Source organism: Streptomyces sp. NPDC055140, from assembly GCF_053607285.1.
In genome coordinates, this window is sequence record NZ_JBSGTG010000015.1 from 1 (window position 1) to 19722 (window position 19722).

Annotated in this window: 22 protein-coding genes and 4 pseudogenes; 15 read left to right on the top strand and 11 right to left on the bottom strand. The window is 68.1% G+C overall.

Translation table 11 applies throughout. The features are described from left to right. Nucleotides 1-1873 precede the first annotated feature (1873 nt). Nucleotides 1874-2341, bottom strand: coding sequence for an NUDIX hydrolase (locus ACWFR4_RS26155; RefSeq protein ID WP_383086677.1), 468 nt, complete (start codon nt 2339-2341; stop codon nt 1874-1876). 18 nt (nt 2342-2359) lie between these two features. Here ACWFR4_RS26155 and ACWFR4_RS26160 point away from each other — a divergent pair, with 18 nt between their 5' ends. From ACWFR4_RS26160 to ACWFR4_RS26225, 14 genes and pseudogenes are all read left to right on the top strand, one after another. After that, nucleotides 2360-3139, top strand: coding sequence for a GntR family transcriptional regulator (locus ACWFR4_RS26160; protein WP_453460500.1), 780 nt, complete (start codon nt 2360-2362; stop codon nt 3137-3139). Between the two features lie 139 nt (nt 3140-3278). Beyond that, nucleotides 3279-3569: pseudogene (locus ACWFR4_RS26165) on the top strand (SCO3933 family regulatory protein); the annotation flags it as partial. Nucleotides 3570-3638: 69 nt separating this feature from the next. After that, a pseudogene (locus tag ACWFR4_RS26170) lies at nt 3639-4997 on the top strand (FtsK/SpoIIIE domain-containing protein). A gap of 79 nt (nt 4998-5076) precedes the next feature. After that, nucleotides 5077-5262 carry a hypothetical protein gene (locus ACWFR4_RS26175; RefSeq protein ID WP_453460503.1) on the top strand — a complete coding sequence of 62 codons (186 nt, stop codon included), beginning with the start codon at nt 5077-5079 and terminating at the stop codon, nt 5260-5262. A 3-nt stretch (nt 5263-5265) separates the two neighbouring features. Continuing rightward, nucleotides 5266-5565, top strand: a pseudogene (locus ACWFR4_RS26180) (DUF2637 domain-containing protein); the annotation flags it as partial. A gap of 4 nt (nt 5566-5569) precedes the next feature. Further along, nucleotides 5570-6064, top strand: a pseudogene (locus tag ACWFR4_RS26185) (tyrosine-type recombinase/integrase); the annotation flags it as partial. A gap of 394 nt (nt 6065-6458) precedes the next feature. Continuing rightward, nucleotides 6459-6791: a hypothetical protein gene (locus ACWFR4_RS26190; RefSeq protein WP_453654809.1), complete on the top strand. Its 333-nt coding sequence runs from the start codon at nt 6459-6461 to the stop codon at nt 6789-6791. After that, nucleotides 6788-7003 (top strand): hypothetical protein, encoded by a 216-nt coding sequence (locus tag ACWFR4_RS26195; protein WP_453654811.1) that lies wholly within the window; start codon nt 6788-6790, stop codon nt 7001-7003. The genes ACWFR4_RS26190 and ACWFR4_RS26195 overlap by 4 nt, the downstream gene beginning before the upstream one ends. Beyond that, on the top strand, nt 7000-7371 hold the full coding sequence (locus ACWFR4_RS26200) for a DUF6907 domain-containing protein (RefSeq protein ID WP_453654813.1): 372 nt from the start codon (nt 7000-7002) through the stop codon (nt 7369-7371). Before ACWFR4_RS26195 ends, ACWFR4_RS26200 begins: the two co-directional genes overlap by 4 nt. After that, nucleotides 7368-7565, top strand: coding sequence for a hypothetical protein (locus tag ACWFR4_RS26205; RefSeq protein ID WP_453654815.1), 198 nt, complete (start codon nt 7368-7370; stop codon nt 7563-7565). The genes ACWFR4_RS26200 and ACWFR4_RS26205 overlap by 4 nt, the downstream gene beginning before the upstream one ends. Next, nucleotides 7562-8350, top strand: coding sequence for a DUF2637 domain-containing protein (locus tag ACWFR4_RS26210; protein ID WP_453654817.1), 789 nt, complete (start codon nt 7562-7564; stop codon nt 8348-8350). The genes ACWFR4_RS26205 and ACWFR4_RS26210 overlap by 4 nt, the downstream gene beginning before the upstream one ends. Continuing rightward, nucleotides 8347-8673, top strand: coding sequence for a hypothetical protein (locus ACWFR4_RS26215; protein ID WP_453654819.1), 327 nt, complete (start codon nt 8347-8349; stop codon nt 8671-8673). Before ACWFR4_RS26210 ends, ACWFR4_RS26215 begins: the two co-directional genes overlap by 4 nt. Before the next feature lie 15 nt (nt 8674-8688). Beyond that, complete coding sequence (locus tag ACWFR4_RS26220) at nt 8689-8841, top strand: hypothetical protein (RefSeq protein WP_453503242.1); 153 nt, start codon at nt 8689-8691, stop codon at nt 8839-8841. Between the two features lie 101 nt (nt 8842-8942). Beyond that, the gene (locus ACWFR4_RS26225) at nt 8943-11063 is read left to right on the top strand and encodes a cell division protein FtsK (RefSeq protein ID WP_453654821.1); all 2121 of its coding nucleotides are present in this window, start codon (nt 8943-8945) and stop codon (nt 11061-11063) included. 206 nt (nt 11064-11269) lie between these two features. Here the strand turns inward: ACWFR4_RS26225 and cyaB are convergent, their stop codons facing one another. Further along, entirely contained in the window at nt 11270-11824 is a 555-nt protein-coding gene (gene cyaB, locus ACWFR4_RS26230; protein WP_453654823.1) for a class IV adenylate cyclase, read from the bottom strand. 19 nt (nt 11825-11843) lie between these two features. Beyond that, on the bottom strand, nt 11844-12695 hold the full coding sequence (locus ACWFR4_RS26235) for a helix-turn-helix domain-containing protein (RefSeq protein ID WP_453654825.1): 852 nt from the start codon (nt 12693-12695) through the stop codon (nt 11844-11846). 164 nt (nt 12696-12859) lie between these two features. Between ACWFR4_RS26235 and ACWFR4_RS26240 the strand changes: the two genes are divergently transcribed. Next, on the top strand, nt 12860-13033 hold the full coding sequence (locus tag ACWFR4_RS26240) for a hypothetical protein (protein ID WP_453654827.1): 174 nt from the start codon (nt 12860-12862) through the stop codon (nt 13031-13033). Between the two features lie 246 nt (nt 13034-13279). Here ACWFR4_RS26240 and ACWFR4_RS26245 read toward each other — a convergent pair whose 3' ends face one another. The 8 genes from ACWFR4_RS26245 to ACWFR4_RS26280 all read right to left on the bottom strand — a co-directional run bounded on the left by ACWFR4_RS26245 (nt 13280) and on the right by ACWFR4_RS26280 (nt 19668). Then, nucleotides 13280-13852, bottom strand: a complete 573-nt coding sequence (locus ACWFR4_RS26245; RefSeq protein WP_453654829.1) for a hypothetical protein — start codon at nt 13850-13852, stop codon at nt 13280-13282. 309 nt (nt 13853-14161) lie between these two features. Beyond that, nucleotides 14162-14830, bottom strand: coding sequence for a hypothetical protein (locus ACWFR4_RS26250; protein ID WP_453654831.1), 669 nt, complete (start codon nt 14828-14830; stop codon nt 14162-14164). A 165-nt stretch (nt 14831-14995) separates the two neighbouring features. Continuing rightward, a complete protein-coding gene (locus ACWFR4_RS26255; RefSeq protein ID WP_453654833.1) occupies nt 14996-15688 on the bottom strand; it encodes a hypothetical protein in 693 nt (230 codons plus the stop codon). A gap of 15 nt (nt 15689-15703) precedes the next feature. Then, on the bottom strand, nt 15704-15892 hold the full coding sequence (locus tag ACWFR4_RS26260; protein ID WP_453654835.1) for a hypothetical protein: 189 nt from the start codon (nt 15890-15892) through the stop codon (nt 15704-15706). Between the two features lie 174 nt (nt 15893-16066). After that, nucleotides 16067-16441, bottom strand: a complete 375-nt coding sequence (locus ACWFR4_RS26265; protein ID WP_453654837.1) for a hypothetical protein — start codon at nt 16439-16441, stop codon at nt 16067-16069. An 8-nt stretch (nt 16442-16449) separates the two neighbouring features. Then, nucleotides 16450-18282, bottom strand: coding sequence for an ATP-binding protein (locus ACWFR4_RS26270; RefSeq protein WP_453654839.1), 1833 nt, complete (start codon nt 18280-18282; stop codon nt 16450-16452). Then, nucleotides 18282-19163, bottom strand: a complete 882-nt coding sequence (locus ACWFR4_RS26275; RefSeq protein WP_453654841.1) for a bifunctional DNA primase/polymerase — start codon at nt 19161-19163, stop codon at nt 18282-18284. The genes ACWFR4_RS26270 and ACWFR4_RS26275 overlap by 1 nt, the downstream gene beginning before the upstream one ends. 298 nt (nt 19164-19461) lie before the next feature. Continuing rightward, complete coding sequence (locus tag ACWFR4_RS26280; RefSeq protein ID WP_453654843.1) at nt 19462-19668, bottom strand: helix-turn-helix transcriptional regulator; 207 nt, start codon at nt 19666-19668, stop codon at nt 19462-19464. Nucleotides 19669-19722 lie beyond the last annotated feature (54 nt).

Sequence of the window (19722 nt, forward strand, 5' to 3'; positions counted from 1 at the left end):
CCGATCCCAAGCCCTACGTCTGGACCAAGACTGCAGACGAGATTCTCGAACGCCTCGCCAGTTATCTGAACAGAATTCCTGACTCAGAACACTAGGGCCCGTTGTGAAAGTGGATCGGCGCCCCGCAGCCACGCGTTGCGGGGCGCTCCCTCGCGAGCGTTCCCCCTCGGCTGACGGCTCAACGTACCTGGGAGGCGTGACACGACTTCCGAAGGGTCGAGCACTTGAGGCTGGGCTACGCCTCACCCCTCAAGAGGCTGAACTGGGGCATCCCTTGACTCGGACCACCGCCTTAGGAGCGAGGTGGGGGGATCTGGCGTCTGACCTGCAGGATGCGGACCTAGGCACCTACTGACTACGACCCCCGCCGGTAGCCGGAGTTCCCCGTGAGTCCCCGCCCCATCTGGCGCGGTTGTGGCACGGGCACGTTGGCGGCCTGCCTCGCCCGGGGGTCTACCGTCCCCGTGCCCTGACCCACCTGGCGACAACTATGGCGAGACCTGCGATGGCAACGACCGTGACGGCTGCGGGGATCAAGGCTCCCGGGCCCATTGTTCCAAACATTTTCGCCTCCTTAGCTGCCTGTGGCAGTAGCCCGCGATGCACGATCGTGTTTCGCGTGGAGATGAACATGGCAGACCGGTCCTGCTCGAGGAACCTGAAACGGAAAGTCTTGAGCACCATCTGAGCTTGGCTTTCGCCTCGTCCGCGATGACTACGGAGTTGGAGCGGTGGCTTCATCCTTATCAGGTCGATCGAGGTGCTCTCCCGACCTTGATGAACGTCCGCTGAGCGCTGGTCCAGCTACCGCCGAGGTTCAGCGTTGATCGGCGCCGTACGCCCTTGTTGGTGTCGGCCGCTGGTGTCACACGACCCAGGGGCCCTTGACGATTCGGGCCTCGCTCCACGTCAGCCCTTGCCCAGACGCCCAAACTTGCCCTTCTTGGCAGGCTGCTCAGGCTCCAGGGCCTCTTGCTCATACTCAAGCTCGGCGATCGAGACCCGCATGAGAGCTGTGTCCGTGGAGGGGAACGCGTAGCTGTCAGGCCACGTCCTACGAGTGAACTCCACGAGCCATTCCCTGTCCGTGGTCCGGAATACTCTCCGACCGCACTCCTCAGGCTTCAGGGTTCCGTAGCGGGCAGGTACGTGGGTGCGAGCCACCTCAGCAGCCTGAGCGGCGGCCTGCTCCGGGCCTCCATCGACCGGGATCGATTGGAGCAGAAGCGAACGAGAGTCTCCGAGAAGATCCTTTGGGCCCTCCACGAGAATCCACCAACCCCTCTGGCTACTCAATTGCAGGCGCCCTTCGGGACGGCCGTCACGAACGCCGTGAACGCTGCCTTCCCAGCCAGCACCAGGGCGCCCGCCCCCTCGTATCGACGCTGCATGGCGACGCCAGTGGGAGGTCGCCAACTCCCTGAGTAGAGCTTCATGTTGTCGACCGTCGCATGGACCGGGCTTTCATGACAACAGTCAAAGAGTCGCCGCCTGAGTGTCTTCCAAAGTGGTGCACATGACCTATCCGTTCTCGTGAACAAAGTCGCGCACCTCCCCACCATCCCCAACCCACCACTGTACGAACGACCTGGACGCCATGGGCCGCGTCTGCTCGGCTCTGCCTGGGTCGATGGTGGACGGGATGGGAGCTCACCACGCTCGCCACGATGTGCCCGCGGCCGGGAACGGCGCCCCTCCCACCCGGTGCCGGTCGATCCCCCGCCGGAGGCATGCCCTTGACCGCTGGCCGCGTACGTCGGGTGCTCGACTCATGACCTTCGGGCCTATCCACAGTGGGCGGGCGTCGGCGCAGCCGGGAAGCCCGCCCGGCGGAGCGGAGCGCAGCCAGGTGCTTGATGAAGTAGAGAAAGTTCTATCGCGCTGGCGTCAGGCGCTTGCCGTCATGGCTTCGCACATGGGGGCCAGCCCCATCAAGGGCGTCCAGGAGCCGGATCGAGTAGACCTCGGCCATGTACTGCGTGACCTCGTCGGGTGTCAGCCACTCAACGGCCGTCGACTCACTCGACGTTCGTTCGACGCCGCCCGCAGGCTTGCAGCGGAACACCAAGGCGACAATGCCTCGGGTGGTGTTCTTGTAGACCCCGGTCAGCTCGTCCACCTCGACGTGGATGCCGGTTTCTTCCCAGACTTCGCGGCGTACGCCCGCCTCCGGGGTCTCGTCGAGCTCGAGTACACCGCCGGGGAGCTCCCAGGTGCCATTGTCCGCGCGGCGGATTGCCAGGAGTCGGCCGTCGTCGCGCACCACCACTCCGGCTACGGACACGGAGTGCAGTGGCGTTGACTGGCCTTCCTGGGCGCTGTTACTCATGTACAGGAGCATAGGAGGAAGAGAAGGACTATGGGAACTGCAGCAGGAGAGGGGAGGGCCGTACCTCGGTACGTGCAGATCGCTGACGACATCGTTCAGCAGATCAGGGGCGGAGTCCTCAAGCCCGGAGACATGGTGCCGAGTGAGTCGGAGCTGGTGGACCGCTACGAAGTTTCGGGCGGCACGATCCGTAAGGCCATGGTCGAGGTGCGGGCCAGTGGGCTCGTGGAGACCCGGCACGGCAAGGGCTCGATCGTGAAGGACCGGCCGCCGGTGCGGCATCGCTCCTCGGATCGCTTCCGTCGTTCCCACCGCCAAGGCGGCAAAGCTGCCTACCTCGCCGAGTCCGCGCAGTCCGGCGCCACGGCGAAGGTCAGCGTTCTCTACATCGGCCCCATGGAGGCCCCGGAGGATGCGGCCGAGCGACTCGGCGTTGCGGCCGGCACTCAGGTCCTCGCGCGTCGACGCCTCTACTTCCGCAACGGCACCCCGGTCGAGACGGCTTCCTCCTACCTTCCGTGGGACGTCGTGAAGGACATCCCCGAGCTGTTCGCCGAGAACCCCGGCGGTGGCGGCATCTATGCCCGACTCGAAGACCATGGGCACGAGTTCGCCGAGTTCGTCGAGACGCTGCAAGCGCGGCCGGCCTCCAAGGCGGAGGCATCCGAACTGGCGCTGAGCCCCGGTGCGCCAGTGGTTCACCTGATCCGTGAGGCTCGTACGGCCGAAGGTCGCGTGGTCGAGGTGTGCGACACCCTCATGGCCGCTGACCAGTTCGTTTTCGAGTACCGGATCCCCGCCGCCGACTGACGCGCGCTCAACTCCTCACAGCCCGCCGTGACTTATCTGTCGCGGCGGGTTGACTCATGTATAGGAGTGATGCACTCTTCTTCATGTCACTCATGTACATGAGTGACGGAGTTCAGCCTCTGTATAGGAGTGATCCGCTGTGCGTCAGATCCCCGTCGACACCTCCACTGCCACCGTGATGGTCGCCAAGACCCCGCAGGTCAAGATCAAGGACCGCCGGACCGGCGAGATCGCCCTGGATGCCGAGACCGGCGGCAAGTTGATGACCGTGGACGTGATGTTCGCGGCCAACGACGAGGTGGAGATCCTGTCTGTCACGGTCCCCGAGACCGGCGTCTCCGATGAGCTGACGATGGGTACTCCGGTCGCTCTCACCGGCCTGATCGCCCGTCCGTGGGAGAACGAGTTCAACGGTCAGAAGCGGCACGGCATCGCGTTCCGTCGCCGTCGCCGTCACCTCGCTGGTTGCCGGTGCAGCCAAGGCAAAGGCGGCCTGATCATGGGCGAGTTCATCGTCATCGTGCTCGTGGTGGTGGCCGTCGCCGCAGGTCTTCTGCGGTGGCGGCGCCCCGCCTGGTACTGGCTCTGCTTCGGCGCCGTACTCGCCTCGGTGCGGCTTCTGGTCCGCTACACCTCCGTGATGGAGGCCTGCGGGCTCACGGTCCCGCCCTCACGCTGGCGCCTCGCATTCGCCCGGATGGCCAACCGGCCCGTGCCGGAGTCGCGTTCGCCACGCATCCTGCGTCTGCGTCCCACCCGAACCGGCCTCGTCTTACGGCTCAAGCTCCGCCCCGGGCAGGACGCCTTCGACTTCACCGCCGCCACCGACCGACTGCGTCACTCCTTCGGGATGTACGGCGTCAGCTCCCGCGAACTCCGCTCCGGTGTCGTCGAGCTGCGGATGACCGGCTACAACGTCCTTCAGCGTGTCCAGATGCCCGCCCCCAAGACCTCCGGAAGCACGTCACCGCTCCGCGTCCCGGTCGCCCTGCGCGAGGACGGAGCGATCCACTACCGCGCCGTTCCGCACGGCCTGACCCTCGGCGCCACCGAGTCCGGCAAGTCCGTCTACCAGCGTAATCTCGTCTGCGGGCTCGCCCCGCTCGACGTCACCTTGGTCGGCATCGACTGCAAACAGGGCGTCGAACTCTTCCCGCTCTCCCGCCGCTTCTCGGCTCTGGCCGACAACCCGGACACCGCGCTCGACCTCCTCGAAGCTCTCGTTGCCCACATGGCCGACGTCTACCAGCTCATCCGCGCCTAACAGCGCATCAGCGTCGCCGTCCCGGACGCGGAGATCGCCGCCGACATCTGTGACCTGCCCGCCGACCTGCGCCCCACCCCGGTCGTCGTCCTGGTCGACGAGGTCGCCGAACTCGCCCTCTTCGCAAGCAGGGACGAGGAGAAGCGCCGCGACCGCATCATCACCGCCCTGGTCCGCCTCGCCCAGCTCGGCCGCGCGGCCGGCATCTATCTGGAGATCTGCGGCCAGCGCTTCGGCTCCGAACTCGGCAAGGGCATCACCATGCTCCGCGCCCAGCTCACCGGCCGCACCGCCCACCGCGTCAACGACGAGACCAGCGCCAACATGGCCTTCGGAGACATCTCCCCGGACGCCGTGATGGCCGCCATCCAGATCTCACCCGACACCCCCGGCATCGCCGTCGTCGGTGACTCGACCGGCGGCTGGACCCGCATCCGCGCCCCGCACACCTCGCTGCGTGACGCCGTGAACCTCTGCAACGCCCACGCCGACCGCGCCCCGGACCTTCCCGCGCTCGCCGCGTTCCGGCCCGCCGTCGCCGCGTTCTCCCCGGCCACCGTGCCGCTCAGCAAGGCCGCCCCGGTCACGGCCTGACCCCCTCCGCTCCACGGTCGGCGCCACCGCCCCGCGCCAGCTCCCTACCCCGCCCATGCCGAAAAAAGGAGGCCAACCCATGGAAGCCAACGAGGACTTCGCCCGCACCGCCGCCCTCCTCGGCGCACTGGACCTCTACGAGCGGCGATACGAGACCGACGCCGCGTTCGTCCAGGTCCTCGCCCCCGCGCTCGCCCTGTCCCTCCCCATCGGGGTCCTGCCGCCCATGCCGCACCGCGACGGCGACGACCCCACGGAGGACTGACCCATGGCGGCCCGCACCGCGCTCCGCCCGGACGCCGTACTCGTCCAGGCCGTCATCGCCGGAGCCCTCTCCTTCGCCCACCTCCACGACCTGGCCGCCGCTGCCGGACAAGACGGCTGGAAGGCCTGGGCCTACCCGGTCAGCGTCGACCTGCTCCTGGTCGCCGCCTGGCGCCGGCTCCGGGCCGACCGCCGCTCCCGGCTCGCCTGGTGCTGGTTCGCCGTCGCGCTGTTCGCCTCGCTCGGCGCCAACGTCGCCACCGCCGGACTGCTCGACATCGAGCACCCGCCTGCCTGGCTCCGGATACCTCGACCTCGAGAACCGCGTCCTCTACGTGCGCCAGCAGACGCAGCGCCGTCGTGGCGTCCTGTACGACGACGATCCCAAGAGCCGTCGTCGTCGCGTCGTCCCGCTGCCGGGCCTCTGCATCGCGCCGCTGCGCTGGCATCGGATGCGGCAAGCAGCTGCTCGCGCCAAGGCGGGGGAGACCTGGGTGACCGGGTCGGACTACGTCTTCACCACTCGCACCGGACGCCCGGTCGAGCCGCGCAACGTGTACCGCTCGTTCACGCGCGTCGCCCAGTCCGCCGGCATCCGCGTCATCCGTCTCCACGACGCCCGGCACGGCACGGCCACCCTTCTCACGGCGGCCGGAGTCGCGCCCCGCGTCGTGAGGGAGATCCTCGGGCATTCACAGATCAGCATCACCATGGACGTCTATACGCACGTCGTCCAGGACACCCAGCGCGAGGCCATGAGTCACATGGACCGGCTACTCAGGAGGCGTCCCGGTCGTCAGTGACCGCCCCCGTTGATGTCAGACGTAGATGTCAAAGGCCACCTACCAAGATCGGTAGGTGGCCTTTTGGCTGGTGCCCCCGGCAGGATTCGAACCTGCGACACCCGCTTTAGGAGTCCGTTAGAGCCACTCGCGTGATCAGCGACTGCACCTCACTAGCCCTCTGACCTGCGCGTTTATCATCCCGGGTTATCTCGTGGCTTCCCGTAGCATCCCGCAATCATGTGTACGGCATACGTACTGCACGAACGGGAAGCAACATCTGCGAGTGAGTTGTTTTTCGACTCGCATGGTCGTAGAGTCGACTCACTAGCTCCCGGAAAAGGAGCGGCCCCAACTCGGTGCGTCAACACCGTGAAGGGGCCTACGGATCACCTGAGTAAGCAGGAGAACCGCTATGGGAAATCTTCCCATCCCCGTCAAGCCGTCCGCCGACCATCTGCTGGACGCCCCGCTCGAGGATCTCCTCTCCGAGTTCGGGATAGAGCTCAACGTCTACGCGATCGACGAGCCGGAGTTCACCGGCATCGCGGTCGTCAAGGCGGGCCGGATCCGCTTCATCCTTCCCGCGGGCCGGCCGTCGGCCGAGCACGACATGATGGCCCGCGCGATGCTGGGGCGGACGCTCCACGTCGAGCTGCCCGACCTGCCCGCGCCGTACCAGCTGTCGGAGTTCACCGAGGACGGCCAGTCCGCCCTCGTCAACCCGCGCCGGGTGCGTGCCGCATGAGCTCCCACGACCCGCTGTACGACCCGAAGAGCGACGTACACGCGCTCGTCCCACCGCTGCGGCAGGCCCTCGACCGGGCCCGGCAGGTCCTCGACGAGAAGGGCCAGGAGAACATCCACGACCGGGACGCGATGATCCGCGCCGCTTATGGCCTCCACTACGTCCTGCGTGACCTGCTCGCCGCCCTCGACCAGGCGGGAGTGCAGAAGTGACCGAGCCCCGCACCGTGACGCTGAACACGATGGACCACGGGCCGGTCACCTTCGACTGCCCCGCCTGGTGCATCGGGCACGGCTGGCAGCCCGACGGCGAGATCGGCCGGAACGACATCGCCCACAACTCGGTACGGGTGAAGGCCGCCGCGGACACCTACTCCCACGGCTTGCAGTCGCTGCTGTGGGTGTGGATGACGTGGGCGCCGTTCGCCGAACTGGTCCCGCGGGTGTCGGTCGTTCTCGACCTGCACGGCGACTTCGAGGCCGAGGAGATCTCGCATCTGGCCGGTGCGCTGCGCACGGCCGCCCGCCGGATGGAGAAGGTCGCCGCCGAGGCGATCCGCCTGCGAGGTGACCTCGTATGAGCTCCCGATGGCCGATCCGCCGGCCGACCGAGCATGCCGCGCTCCGTGCGGTCGACCGGTCGGCGCGGCCCCTCCCCTCCGTCCCTGCCCTTCTGGCCGCGCTCCTCGAAGCGAACGAGCGCAAGGACCGCGCGGCCGTCTGTCTGTGCGCACATCGGACCGTGCGCTCTGCCCTCCAGGAGGTGGGCGAATGAAGAACATCGATCCAACCCGAGCTCTGGCCATTGCGGCCGGGATCGTCATCGTCGCCCTGACGGCCGCCGCGTTCTGGCTGTCCTACGCGCACCTGGCGGAGGTCGCCCACCAGCACGGCATGCAGGACAAGGAAGTGCGGGCGTGGGCGTGGCCGGCGACGCTCGACCTGTTCATCGTCGCGGGTGAGCTGCTGATGCTGCGGGCCGCGATCGGCCGCAAGGTCGACGGCTGGGCGATCGGCCTTACCGTCGTCGGCTCCGGGGGCTCTATCGCGTTGAACGTGGCCGGGGTCGGCTCGAATGCGGAGCTCCTCGACTACGTGGTTGCCGCGGTGCCGCCCACGGCCGCCCTGCTCGCGTTCGGTGCCCTCATGCGGCAGATCCACCAGGCGCTCATCGAGCACGCCGAGCCGGTCGAGGTGACCACCGAGGTGACCGTCGAGCCGGTCGAGGACGACCAGCCGCAGGCCGCACTGGAGCCTGCTCCGGTGGTCATTCCGGCGGCAGCTGTGATGACGGCCGCGCCGTTCATGTGGGACGACGTGGGCCCGGAGAAGCTGCCCGCGCTGACCGCTGCAGTACCCGCAGAGACTGCCCGGCAGATGGTCACCGAGGTGGTGACCCTCACCCCTGCTGACCTGCGCAGGAAGGCCCGCAGCCTGCACGCAGATGCGGTCAGGTCGACGCGGCGGCCGGTGACCATCAAGACGCTGCAGGACGAACTCGGCCTCAGTCGCCGTGACGCGACCGAGTTGCGCCGCGAAGTCGTGGAGGCCCGGTCATGAGCGACATCGAGAAGGCCGCCCGGGACGCGGTCGAGGCTGCGGAGAACACGGACCTGACACGGCAGATCGTCGCGATCCTCGCCGCCCAGCAGCTGCTCAACAGTCAGCAGCAGGCCGTACAGCCGCCGGCGAACCGGCAGGAGTTCGACGCGACGAAGTGGCTCGTCATCGGTGGCGTCGTCGTCGGCGGGGCGGTCGCTGTGACGGCGCTCGCCATGGCTGCCGCGCTCCTGGCGGTCGCCGTAGCCGTCGGCGGCGTCTGCGCCACGGCCTGCCTGCTCGTCCTGCGCTCCATGTGGAGCGACATCCAGAAGCACCGCTGACAAGGAGAAGTGACCATGCCGAAGCCCAAGTACACGGCCGGAGAGATCGCCCGGAACACCGCCATCATCGGCGTCGCCATGATGCGCCGCGGCCAGCTCACCACCCGGCAGAAGCGAATCCTCGAGCAGAACGCCGACAAGGCACGCGAGCGCGGCAACACCAAGTAGCAACGCCCCGGGGCGGCCGTCACCGGCCTAGGAACCGCCGGCCGCCCCGGGTCTCCCGCATTTCCGTCACGAAATACGTCACGAAACAGGAGGCACCCAGCATGACGGAGACCGTCCCGGAGCGCGTCAACGGGCATACGAAGCCGAAGCTGTCCCTCATCAAGTTCGAGCCGGAGCAGGCTCCTGAGCAGGCCGAACAGAGCTCGCCGCGCGTTCACCGCAGGGTCCGTATCGACTCTCTGCGGCGCGTGTTCGTCGAGACCCGGAAGAGTCCCACGTACCGGTTCACCGTCCGGCACGGCGCCTACGTACTCGGCGGGACGCGCGTACTGGCCCGCCGGACCTGGGATTCCCGGACGACCGCCCGGCACGAGCGGATGATGCGCGCCGCGGAGGCCGCCGGCCAGGAGGACGTGGCCCGCGACTGGGAGCAGCGCGCATACATCTACCGTCAGTCCCGCCACCGCCGCCGCATGGAGCTCCTGCAGCTCGCCATCAACGCCCCCAAGGCTGTTGCCATGGGCACGGCCGCGGGCGGGGGCATCCTGCTGATGCTCGGCATCATGCTCGCGTGGGCCAACCACGACGTGCACGACGTCCTCGCTCCGATCCGCGCCACTGTCTCGTTCGTGGCCTGGGTCGCGTTCCTCGCTGGCGTCATCTGGGACCCGCTCCTGCACGCGCTGCCCTGGCTCGCACTCGCCGGCGCCTGGGCCGTCGGCCGCAACCGCCAGACCGCCCCCACCTGGGCACTTCCCGCCGACACGGGCGACCAGGGCGTCATCCCCGACGAGAACGCCATCCTTCGGGCCCTGGGCAAGCTCGGCATTGCGTCGCTCAACGCCGCCATAAAGGAAGGGTGGAAGCCTCGTTGGATTCAGCCCACGACGAGGCTCGGCAACGGGTACCACACCCAGCTGCAGCTTCCCCTCGGCGTCACCGTCGAGATGGTCAACGCGAAGAAGAACGTCCTCGCGCACAACCTGATGCGCAAGCCCGTCGAGACGTGGCCGACCGAACCGCCCACCATGCCCGGCATCCTCGATCTGTGGGTCGCTGACCAGGGCTCATTGAACGGCGTCGTGCCTGACTGGCCGCTCCTGCACGAGGGCACGACCGACTACTTCAAGGGCGTGCCGGTCGCCGTGTCCCAGCGCGGTGACGAGATCATCGGGCAGCTGATGGGCAAGAACTGGATCGTCGGCGGGATCATGGGCTCCGGCAAGACGTCCATCGTCGTCTCCCTGCTGCTCGGCGCGATCCTCGACCCGCTCGTCATCGCCGAGGTCTACGTGATGGCGGCGAATGTCGACTACGACCCGCTCAGGCCCCGGCTGCGAACCCTGGTCAAGGGCGACGACCCGGAAGACCTGCGCGCCGGCCTCGACGCGCTGCGCGGCCTGGCCAACGAGGTCACCGAGCGGGGCAAGCTCCTCGAGGAGCTCGGCGGCGAGTCGACCAAGCTCACCCGCGAGATGGCGCAGCGGGACCCGCGGATGCGCCCGAAGGTCGTCGTCTTCGACGAGTGCCACGAACTGTTCATGAGCAAGGACTACGGCAAGGAGGCCGCTGAACTGGCCATTCGTGTCATGAAGAAGGCCCGCAAGGTCGGCATCACCCTGATCTGGGTCACCGTCTCCCCGACCGCGGACAGCATCCCGCGCGACGTCACCCGCAACACCAGCCACCGTGTGGCGTTCGCGGTCGGCGACCAGGTCGCCAACGACGGGCTGCTCGGCTCGGGCAAGTACAAGGCCGGCATCCGGGCGACCGAGCTCGTTCCCGGGCAGGACATCGGCACTGCGGTGACCTACGGGTTCACCAACAAGCCGTTTGAGATCATCCGAGCCCACTACGTCGCCCGCGACCCGGAGAAGGGCATCGACGAGGTGACGCCGGTCGTCGAGCGGGCCATGGGCTTGGTGGGTGGTGCAGTCGAGCAGGCGCCCGCCTTCCAGCCGGTCGACCATCTCGCCGACGTCGCGGCAGTGCTCGGCCACGAGCCGCGCATGCGCACGCAGGACGTTCTGCACCGCCTCGTCGACCACAACCCGACCGAGTACGGGGCGTGGACGTTCGGGGACCTCAAGGCCGTCCTCGACGACGCCGGGCACGGCACCTACAAGACCGGCGGGAAGATGCACGTCAGTCTCGACCGGATCCTCGACGCCATCGCGGCCCGCGAGGACGACACCGACGACGAGGGAGGCGCCGAAGACTGAGGGAGTTCTCCCTCACCGCCTCCCCCTACCGCCTCCCTGTACATGACCTGCGGAAATGGCCAGTTAGGGAGGCGAGGGAGGCACTCCAGGAAGACGCCCCAGACCCCCGGATTCGGGGGTTGCGCCTCCCCTCCGCGTCCTCCCTCCCTGCACGACAACGGCCCCCGCCTCGGTCTCGAGGACGGGGGCCTTTCGTGTTTCTGGGGTCAGCGGCGCTGTGCCCGCACGGCGTCCGTGTACAGCTCTCGCGTCAAATCCTCCGGCCCGATGCCGAGTTCGGCGAGCACTGCTCGGATGTCGTCGAGCGCGGATGTGACGTCGTCCTCGTCGACGAGAGTCTCGACTTCCAGGAAGGTGCCGTCGAGTTCGGCGACGCGCACGAGGGTGGCGAGCAGCTGCCGGCCGCGGGCTTCGAAGTGGTAGTTCCGGCACCGCTTCTCGAAGACGATCGCCGGAACGTAGCCGAGGCCCTGCAGGATGGCGTGCGCCTCATGGGAGTCCTCGACACGGGTCTCATGCTCGGGCTTCGACCCGGAGGCCTCGTCGACTGCAGCGCCCTTGAACGTCAGGACCGTCCGCATGCTGTCCCGACCATGGACGGTCCGCACGCGCAGCTCCTGGTCCCGCTTCCCCAGGCTGCCCGACGGTTCGTCGTAATACGTGTCCTGATAGATCTCGATGCGGGCCTCTGCGAGCTCGTCGAGCCGCCGCATGACCGCCTCGGGCGCATGTACGCGCGCCTTCAACTCGGCCTCAATCACCTGCGGTTCCCCTCTCCGTTCAGACCGTGCGCTGCGCGCCGTCGACGATGGCCTCGAACATCCGGCGGAAGCCCCGGTACAGGGGCCCGTGCGGTGTCTCCATCACCTTGTACGTCGCGCTCTCGTGGCCTTCCCATCCCGCGTCGAAGGCGCTGACGAACATGGTGGAGTCCGTGCGGATGAGCCGCCAAGTGGGCAGCATGCGATACCGGTAGACGCCGATGTCGCACGAGCCGGCGAGTTCCCGTAGCCGAGCCTCGGCCAGCCGCACCCCGCCGGCGAGGGCCTCGGTGGACTCCCCGATCTCGGCCGCCCGCTGGGTCAGGGCGTCGCTGTCGGGGTCGAGGAGCAGCACACGGATGCGGAGGCCTTTGCCTCCCTGTTCGCGCGGCAGGCAGGCGCGCAGGAGACTGTCGTTCAGCCCGATCAGGCCGAGGCCGCGCACGGCGAGGACGTCCAACTCCGCGGCTTGACGGGCCTGCTGCTGGATCTCCTCGCGCGCAGAGTTCTGTGCGGCGTACACGCGGACGACTTCGGGGAACGCGGCCAGGTCGAATGCTGCACCTCCGGAGCGCTTCTCCCGTCCTGCGGCGAGGCCGAGCAGGTGCCGGGCGTCGTCGGGCATGTGAAGCCCGTCGGCGATCCGCTCGTACACGTCGAGGCGGGACACCTCGCGACGCTTGTTGATGATCTCGTTGACGCGGGCCTGAGTCATTCCGGTCGCCGTGGCAATGCGGGACTGGCTCGCGCCGGCGTACTGCTGCACGTGCCGGAAGACGGCGCCCATGTCCCGGGAGCGCAGGGCCTGGCGTACCTCGGCGCGTTCCCACGCCCAGTCGGGCAGTGCGATCGGTTCCAGTGCGATCGGCATGGCGCGGCCCCCGGTTTCCACGACGGGATGGAAAGCCATCCCACGGTGAGATTACCGGCGGGGGATGGAGCCGACACCGTGCGTCACAAGATCCTGACCAGATGAGATAACCCCGGCGGCCGCGCGAACGGCCCCGGGGCGCGGCCGACTGAGATGGAGTCGACATGAGCGAGCGTACAGAGCAGACCGCGTCTGCGGCACTGGTCCATACGCCGGTGGATCTGGCGTACCGAGCGCTGCTCGACCACGCCACGAAGTGCCAGCGGTGCGCTGCCAACTGGCAGGCCTGCCCGACTCGTCGGGCCCTCTCGATGACGCTGCGGGCGGTCCGGTCGTGAGCGCCGAGGGACGCCGCCTCTGCTGGCGCTGCCAAGAACCCATTGCGCGCGGCCAGCTGTCCGAGCAGCGCGACGTGTTCAGTGCTTCCGGCGCCGGCGCCAGCATCGACCTTCACAAGCAGTGCCCAAAGGTGCCGCCACCGTCACAGCGTTACCCGGCGGGCCGCCCGTAGACCCGTGCGTCTGCCGTCATGGGCGGCACAGGGCACACTGCAGAGCCCCACTCCCACGCCTACGGGGGTGGGGCTAACTCCCGTCGGACCGTTGCCGCCACCGTGGACGCGACGGCACAGCCGCGTGCTGCCCTGCGTAGATCGCACGGACTCGGTCCCCGAGAGGGACGTACACCTCGTCGGCTTTGTGGGCGAGAGCAATCACGTCGAGGTTGTGGGGCGTGTTGAGCAGCGCGTATTGCTCCACCATGTAGGTCACAGTCGTGGCTGCAGCATGACGGATCGGGTCGGAGAGGATGAATCCGAGCTGAGCAGTCACGTTCGACAGGGCAACCTGGAACTCGTCGCCGGCGGCGACCCTGCGCTGTTCAGCCTCGTCATCGAAGCTGTTCGTATCCCGTAGATGTGTTGACCAACGGACTGTCCCTCCGTAGTCCTGCAGCTTGTCGACAGCTACCCGCAACAGGCCGTTGAACTCGACGAGGTGCTGCAGCTCAAACTCCTCGCGCCGCTGCCTGAGCGCGTCCGCGGCAGCGTCGAGCTTGTCCTTGCGCTGTCGGCGATAGGTCATCCACCCGGTCAGCTGAGTCGACAGCCCGCCCAGAAAGAAGGCCGCGACGCCCCACCAGAACTTCCACCCCTCCATGCGCAGGAGTGTACGGAGTCCCCAACCTTGACGGTTTCCTCTGCCGTATGGCCCCCTGATCAAAAGATCAAGATCAGCGGCGCCAGCATTTTCCCTCCGCGACGGTCCGCGGGCGGATTGGACGGGGGGTGTACCCCACCCCCGGCGGGTCTCCGGACGGGGCCGAGCCGGATTGCTCGGCCCCGTTCCGGTCGGCGCTGGGCGGATCGTCACGAGGAATGGAGAACTCGCTCCTTGCCCATGGCTCCCGGCATGCGGCTGGCCGTACATCTGGCCGCAGTGGGTGACGTTGACGCCGGTCTGTGGGCATCAGGCAGTCGCGTCTGCCTGGTCGGTGGCCATCGCCTCGACGTCCTGGTCGGCCAGGCCACGCAGTTCCTCGGGCTTATGCACGACGTACTGCATGCTGTGCTGCATGCGTGCGTTGGTGCTGTTGCGCCTGTGCCAGATGGACCCGGCCTGCTCGTAGTCAGCGGCCGCACTGGGCCGAGCGCCGAGGTAGTCGTGCAGTACGTCGCCCCAGTCCCTGTCGTGAGCACGCTTGCCGATGGCTCGGGCGAGGATGTGGTCACCTGCCTGCTCGGCATCACGCAGGGCACGGGCTGCGTGGTCCGGCTTGGTGAGCTTGGCGGCTCGGTCCTGTGCGTCACGGATGGTGGTGTCGAGGGTGGCCCGGTCGATGGCGGTGGCACGCTCGAGGTCGTAGCCCCACAGCTTGCGCTCGAGCTTGGTGAACGTGGTCTCGTCCTCGACGGCCTGCGCCTTGCGCACCTTGGCGAGCGAGGCCTTGGTGGTGGTGTACAGGCGAGCGGCCTCGACACGCTTGCGGTCGGGGTGCATGTTGCGGTCGCCGCGAATCTGCTGGAGTCCGCGCTTGTACAGGGTGTGGATATCGGCGGTCTTGCGGTCACCGACGGTGGGCTCAGGCTGCGTGCCGCGGATGATCTGGTTCATGGTCTGTGCGGTCTTGCTGGGCATGGTGCCTTCTCTCAGAGAGTCGGTTGGAGGGTGGGCAGGTGCCCCCTCGGGGGTGATCATGGAAAGACCGCGGGGGAGGGCTCCCGGAGGTCGGTCAGGTTCAGAACTGCGCAGTGACGGCCGGCGCGAGACAGGAGTAGCTCGCACCGGCCGCCGGTCTGTGGGTCAGGCTGCGGCCTTGGCGGCATTCGGGTCGTACCTGCGCCATGTCGCATCCTGCTCGGCTGCGGTGGGGAGCCACAGCTGGCCGCCGTTGGCGAGAAGCCAGCCGAGGCGGACGTGGGGGACGGTCGACGGCCACGGCCAAGGGGCGCGCCCGAAGTAGGCGGCCTGCCAGTCGGGGGCGAGGTCGGGGAGGTTGGCGACTTCGGCGAGCGGGCTATTCGGGCCGAGCGGGTCGACGGTGTCGCCGTCTCGTCGGATGTTGGCCCATGAGGCGCGCAGAGCACCGTACTTGGGGTAGCAGGCGTGCAGTCGGAGGATGGCGGATCGGACGTCCTCGGGCTGGTCGAGCATGTCGATGGTTGCTGCGGGCTGTGCGGCGAACCGGCCGGCGGTCTTGATGTCGGCACGCAGTTCGTCGAGGAACGCGTCGAGGGCGGGCTTCAGGTGTTCGGTGATGAACACGGGACCGTTGCCCCACGCCTTGTAGGCCATGAGCTTGTCGCTCAGCTTCTCGGCCTCGGCCTTGGCCTTGTTGTCGACGACGATGCCGCGGTGGTTGACGGCTTCGGCGACGAGCGCCGCGAGCTGGGTGTAGTCGTCGTCCATCCCGTCGGGCAGGGAATGCAGTCCGTTGCGGGCTGATGTGATCAGGCTGGTGATGCCGTGATGCTTGACGTCTGCGAGCAGATCCATGGGGTTCTCCTTGGGTTAGATGCCGGTGCTGTTGCGGTGCAGGCCGGCTTGGTTGAGGGCAGCGTCGACTTCCTCGACGGGGATGTCTCGGCGGGTGTAGTAGCCGTCGGGGACGTGTTCGAACTCAGGCTCGGGGTCGGTAGTGGCTTGGGCGGCCACGTTGAGCGCGTCTGTGATCGCGTCCCGCATTCCTGGGCTGGTCATGGGCTGTTCTCCTCGGGGGGCTGGAGGTTCGGGCACTGCCCGCCGTGTACGTCGGTGCACAGCGGTACGTGGGTGGTGCGGCAGAGGGGGGCGCCGCAGCCGCGGACGCAGGTTCGGTAGCGGCCGGTCTTCAGGGGCCTGTCGCAGGCAGCGCAGCGCCGTCGGGCGGTCACGTCAGGTCCACTGCATGTGCTGGCCGGGCACGTCGAAGGCTCGGATGCCGTCTGGCCGGGTGCGGCCGGTGAACGCGTAGTAGAGGTCATGACTGGCCTCGGTGCGGTGCTCGTCGCAGACGGGGAGGCGCACGAGTTCGCCGTGACTGTCTCGCTCGAAGCGCAGCCCGACCGCGTCCTTCTCGTCGGATACCTCAGCGAGGGCCAGGGTCAGGAGGGTTGCGACCCGGGCGCATCCGTCCGGGTCGCCACAGCGGGCGCTGCGGAGGTGGGTGGGGGCGCGCTCGATGTGGGTCTGCACGATGGCGTAGCCGTGCTGGCGGATGTCGTCGGTGAGTGCGGCGAGCGGGCCGGGGGTGAGGGTGCGGGCGGTCATGGCTGCTCCTAAGCGGCATCGCGGCAGAGGCCGCAGAGGGGTGATCCGAGGGCGTTCCACTGCGGCCGGCTGCACCGTTCGCAGGGAGTCTGGGGGCGCGAATCAGAGAGGTGGTGCAGCTCAGCGTCCATAGCGTCCATAGCGTCCACCGCTCCGGAAAGCTGCTGGTCAGAGCTGGTGTTGGGGGTGGACGCTGCGAATAGCCCAGCGTCCATGCCAGCGTCCACAGCGTCCATGCAGGGGGTGGGGGTGGACGCTGCAGCGTCCATGCCAGCGTCCACCCCGTTTCCGCTGGTCACGGGCCCTTTTTCGTCCTGGGTGGACGCTGTGGACGCTGTGGCGGACCTTCTCTCTGCTGTTGCCGTCAGCTTGTACAGCCGCTGACGCTTTGGCGCGGGCCCGCGCATGGAGTCGTCCACCTCGATCCCGATGGTGCGCAGGGCGGGGGCGAGCCGCTTGAGCTGTCCGCCTGCTCGGGTGGAGTCCTTGGGCCATTTCTTCGGCAGCTTGTCCGGGGTGGCTACCTGGTCGAGGATCTGCTGCGTCGTAAGTTCCAGCCCCTCGACCCCGGCCCTGTCGACCATCGCGACGACGGCCTGGGCGAACGGCTCGCCGTCGAGGACGTCGGCCACGGCATCGCGGGCGCTGGCCTTGTAGCTCTCGATGGTCTTCCAGCCCTGCACCTGGTCGACCGCAGCGAGGATGCGCGCGAAGTCAGCCATGCGGGGGCGCTCCGTCAGGACCACGTCGGGCAGCACCTCGAGCACCTTGGCGAGCAGGTCGAACAGCGAGGCCAGGATGGACGCGTGGGCGTCCGCGTAGGCCTCGTCCATCTCGCTCTCCTCGCGCCGTTTGGCGTCCGGAATGGTGTGCAGTTCGATGGTCACCAGGCGTTCGGCGAGGTCGCCCGCGAGGGCGCCGGCGTCGATGGTGGTCATGGCGAGCACGCGGCGGAACTCCAGCACCACGACGTCGTCATCGGTGTACAGCGCACGGTCGACGATGCCGTCCCCCGTGACCGCACGACACAGGGCGTCGGACAGCCAGTCCGCGATGATGGAGACGTTGTCGAGGCACAGGGCCCATGAGTTGAACGCCTGGGTGGCCCACGCCTTGATGTCGCGCGGTGCTGTCCGCTTTGGTGCGCCGGACGGGTCGACGATGCCGATGACCATCTTCGCTGCGTAGGACTTGCCGGTGCCCTGTTCGCCGCGGAACGTGAGGATGGGGTGCGGCAGGTCGGGGATGAAGCAGGCGATCAGCCATGCGACGAGAAGCTGGAAGCCTTCCTCGTCGGTGTTCAGCAGGTCTCGCAGCTTGGCCAGGCCGTCGCCATCGCTGATGGGTTCCGGCAGCGGCTTCATGGCGCCGGAGCGGCGGAACAGGACCGGTGCGGAGGCTTCGCGCCGCCATCCGTCCGGGCCGATAGAGACGCAGCGTCCTTCGGGCGTCGCCAGGTCGACGATGATCCGGTCTTCGTGGCGCGCGACCCTGATGTGCAGCTGCTGCGGCTCGGCGTCTGCGGCCACGCCTTCGAGGACGGTCATCGCGTCTGCGAGTGCCGACTGGGAGGGCACGGATCCGCCGTTGGCGTCGGTGTACATGCGAGCCAGGTGGGACCGAAGCCCTGCCTTTCCGCGCAGTGCGTAGACGGTGTTGGCGCCGCCCTTTTTGACGCCGTAGGGCCGTCCGTCCTCGGACATGAACAGGTCGTAGCGCTCGCGGGCGAGGGCGGCGAGTTGCGATGCCTGTGAGGGGCCGCGGCCCTTCTCGACTTCGACGCCTGCGTCCTCGACGATCTCGCGGGCGCGGTCCGTGCTGGTCTTCTCGTCCTCGCTCACTATGCGGCTCCTAGCACTTCGCCGCGGGCGGACTTGAGCGTCGCCTCGGCTTCCTTGTCAGGCAGGCCCACCGCGACTGCGGCCCGCATGAGGGCGTCCTCGGCTGCATCGGCGTCGAGTTGGCCGGCCGCGGTGTGCTCGAATGCCTTGCACGCGGCCCAGAACAGGCGGTTGTTCCGCTGCCCTTCCGCTGCGTCGAGGACATGGCGCACCAGGCCGACGAGGGCGCGGCCCCCACCGATCAGCCGTGCGTTCGAGGCCGAGGAGCGCTCGCGGCGCGGACGCTCCTTGTCGGCCGTCATCAGCTGCAGCAGGTGCTCGGGGATGGGATGCACGGTGACGTCGTCCGGGTCGGAGGCGAGCGTGTACAGACCCTTGGCGCCGCGGGAGCCGGGGCCGACGAGGTAGCCGCCCGACCCGCGCACATCGACGCCGGGGGCGAGTTGGCCGGCCCGGTTGGGCACCTTCACGTCGTCCGGTCCGGTCCACCAGGCGTGATAGCCGCCAGGAGTGCGGATGATGACCGTGCGCGGCACCGCGATGCCCTTACGCGCGCACAGCTTGCGCAGCTCCCACACGCCGTCGACGTCGTTCTTCTGGTCGAGGTCGAGGCCGATCAGGAAGTGCGGAGGCCGGCCGCAGCCGATTCCGTAGCCGGTCGCGTGTCGCGCGGCCTCGAACATGGCGCGGATGCGGACGGGATCGTTGGACGCGTCATGGATGCCGTGCCCCAACTGCCCGCACTCGCCTTTGCAGCGATGCCCCTTGTCATGCGGGGAGCGGATGGCGGGGAGCTTGGTGAGGGATAGCGGGATGACGCCGAACTCGTGCCGCTCAGCAGCCTGCAGGGCGTTGTCGAGGGCGTTCTGCCAGTCGCTCATGCTGCCCCCTTCGCTCGTCGGGGCTCAAGGTTGTACTCGGCCCCGCAGGGGCCGGTGACCTTGCCGAAGTGCGTGTGTCGGTGCCAGTCACTGCAGGTGGGACAGTGGGCGAGGAACTCGATGCGTCCGCGAGTGACGAGGACGAGGGGTCGGGCGGTCGGCTTGCAGGGGTCGACCGGGAACAGTCCCGCCTGGTGCGCGTAATCGGCCCCGTGTGGCAGGCTGGTCTCAGACCCGCCCGCCGTGTGGTCTTCCGGAGACCCGCCAGTTAGCCCCTGGCGGGTCTCTGTGCGTTCGGTCATGCCGCGTTGCCTCCGACCTGCACTGTCTGTGCCTGCAGCCATGCCTCGATGGCGCTGCGCCGGTACTTGATGCGCCCGCCCCTCCCGGGGGTCTGCTTGATGTACGCCGGCCCCTGGCTCATCCATCGCCAGTTCGCGAGCGTCTGCGGACTGAAGCCGTACTGCGCTTGCACCTGCTTCGGCGTCAGGAGTTCGTCAGTCACTTCCCACCTCGCATGAGTTGTTTTGCGACTCGAATGAAGCTACATTCGGCCCAC

Coding starts and splice junctions, on each gene's coding strand:
- ACWFR4_RS26205 (WP_453654815.1), top strand. CDS start 7,368: ATGAGCTCCCGATGGCCGATCCGCCGGCCGACCGAGCATGCCGCGCTC.
- ACWFR4_RS26255 (WP_453654833.1), bottom strand. CDS start 15,688: ATGGATCTGCTCGCAGACGTCAAGCATCACGGCATCACCAGCCTGATC.
- ACWFR4_RS26155 (WP_383086677.1), bottom strand. CDS start 2,341: ATGCTCCTGTACATGAGTAACAGCGCCCAGGAAGGCCAGTCAACGCCA.
- ACWFR4_RS26210 (WP_453654817.1), top strand. CDS start 7,562: ATGAAGAACATCGATCCAACCCGAGCTCTGGCCATTGCGGCCGGGATC.
- ACWFR4_RS26160 (WP_453460500.1), top strand. CDS start 2,360: ATGGGAACTGCAGCAGGAGAGGGGAGGGCCGTACCTCGGTACGTGCAG.
- ACWFR4_RS26250 (WP_453654831.1), bottom strand. CDS start 14,830: ATGCCCAGCAAGACCGCACAGACCATGAACCAGATCATCCGCGGCACG.
- ACWFR4_RS26240 (WP_453654827.1), top strand. CDS start 12,860: ATGAGCGAGCGTACAGAGCAGACCGCGTCTGCGGCACTGGTCCATACG.
- ACWFR4_RS26190 (WP_453654809.1), top strand. CDS start 6,459: ATGGGAAATCTTCCCATCCCCGTCAAGCCGTCCGCCGACCATCTGCTG.
- ACWFR4_RS26245 (WP_453654829.1), bottom strand. CDS start 13,852: ATGGAGGGGTGGAAGTTCTGGTGGGGCGTCGCGGCCTTCTTTCTGGGC.
- ACWFR4_RS26215 (WP_453654819.1), top strand. CDS start 8,347: ATGAGCGACATCGAGAAGGCCGCCCGGGACGCGGTCGAGGCTGCGGAG.
- ACWFR4_RS26175 (WP_453460503.1), top strand. CDS start 5,077: ATGGAAGCCAACGAGGACTTCGCCCGCACCGCCGCCCTCCTCGGCGCA.
- ACWFR4_RS26260 (WP_453654835.1), bottom strand. CDS start 15,892: ATGACCAGCCCAGGAATGCGGGACGCGATCACAGACGCGCTCAACGTG.
- ACWFR4_RS26195 (WP_453654811.1), top strand. CDS start 6,788: ATGAGCTCCCACGACCCGCTGTACGACCCGAAGAGCGACGTACACGCG.
- ACWFR4_RS26235 (WP_453654825.1), bottom strand. CDS start 12,695: ATGCCGATCGCACTGGAACCGATCGCACTGCCCGACTGGGCGTGGGAA.
- ACWFR4_RS26220 (WP_453503242.1), top strand. CDS start 8,689: ATGCCGAAGCCCAAGTACACGGCCGGAGAGATCGCCCGGAACACCGCC.
- ACWFR4_RS26265 (WP_453654837.1), bottom strand. CDS start 16,441: ATGACCGCCCGCACCCTCACCCCCGGCCCGCTCGCCGCACTCACCGAC.
- ACWFR4_RS26275 (WP_453654841.1), bottom strand. CDS start 19,163: ATGAGCGACTGGCAGAACGCCCTCGACAACGCCCTGCAGGCTGCTGAG.
- ACWFR4_RS26225 (WP_453654821.1), top strand. CDS start 8,943: ATGACGGAGACCGTCCCGGAGCGCGTCAACGGGCATACGAAGCCGAAG.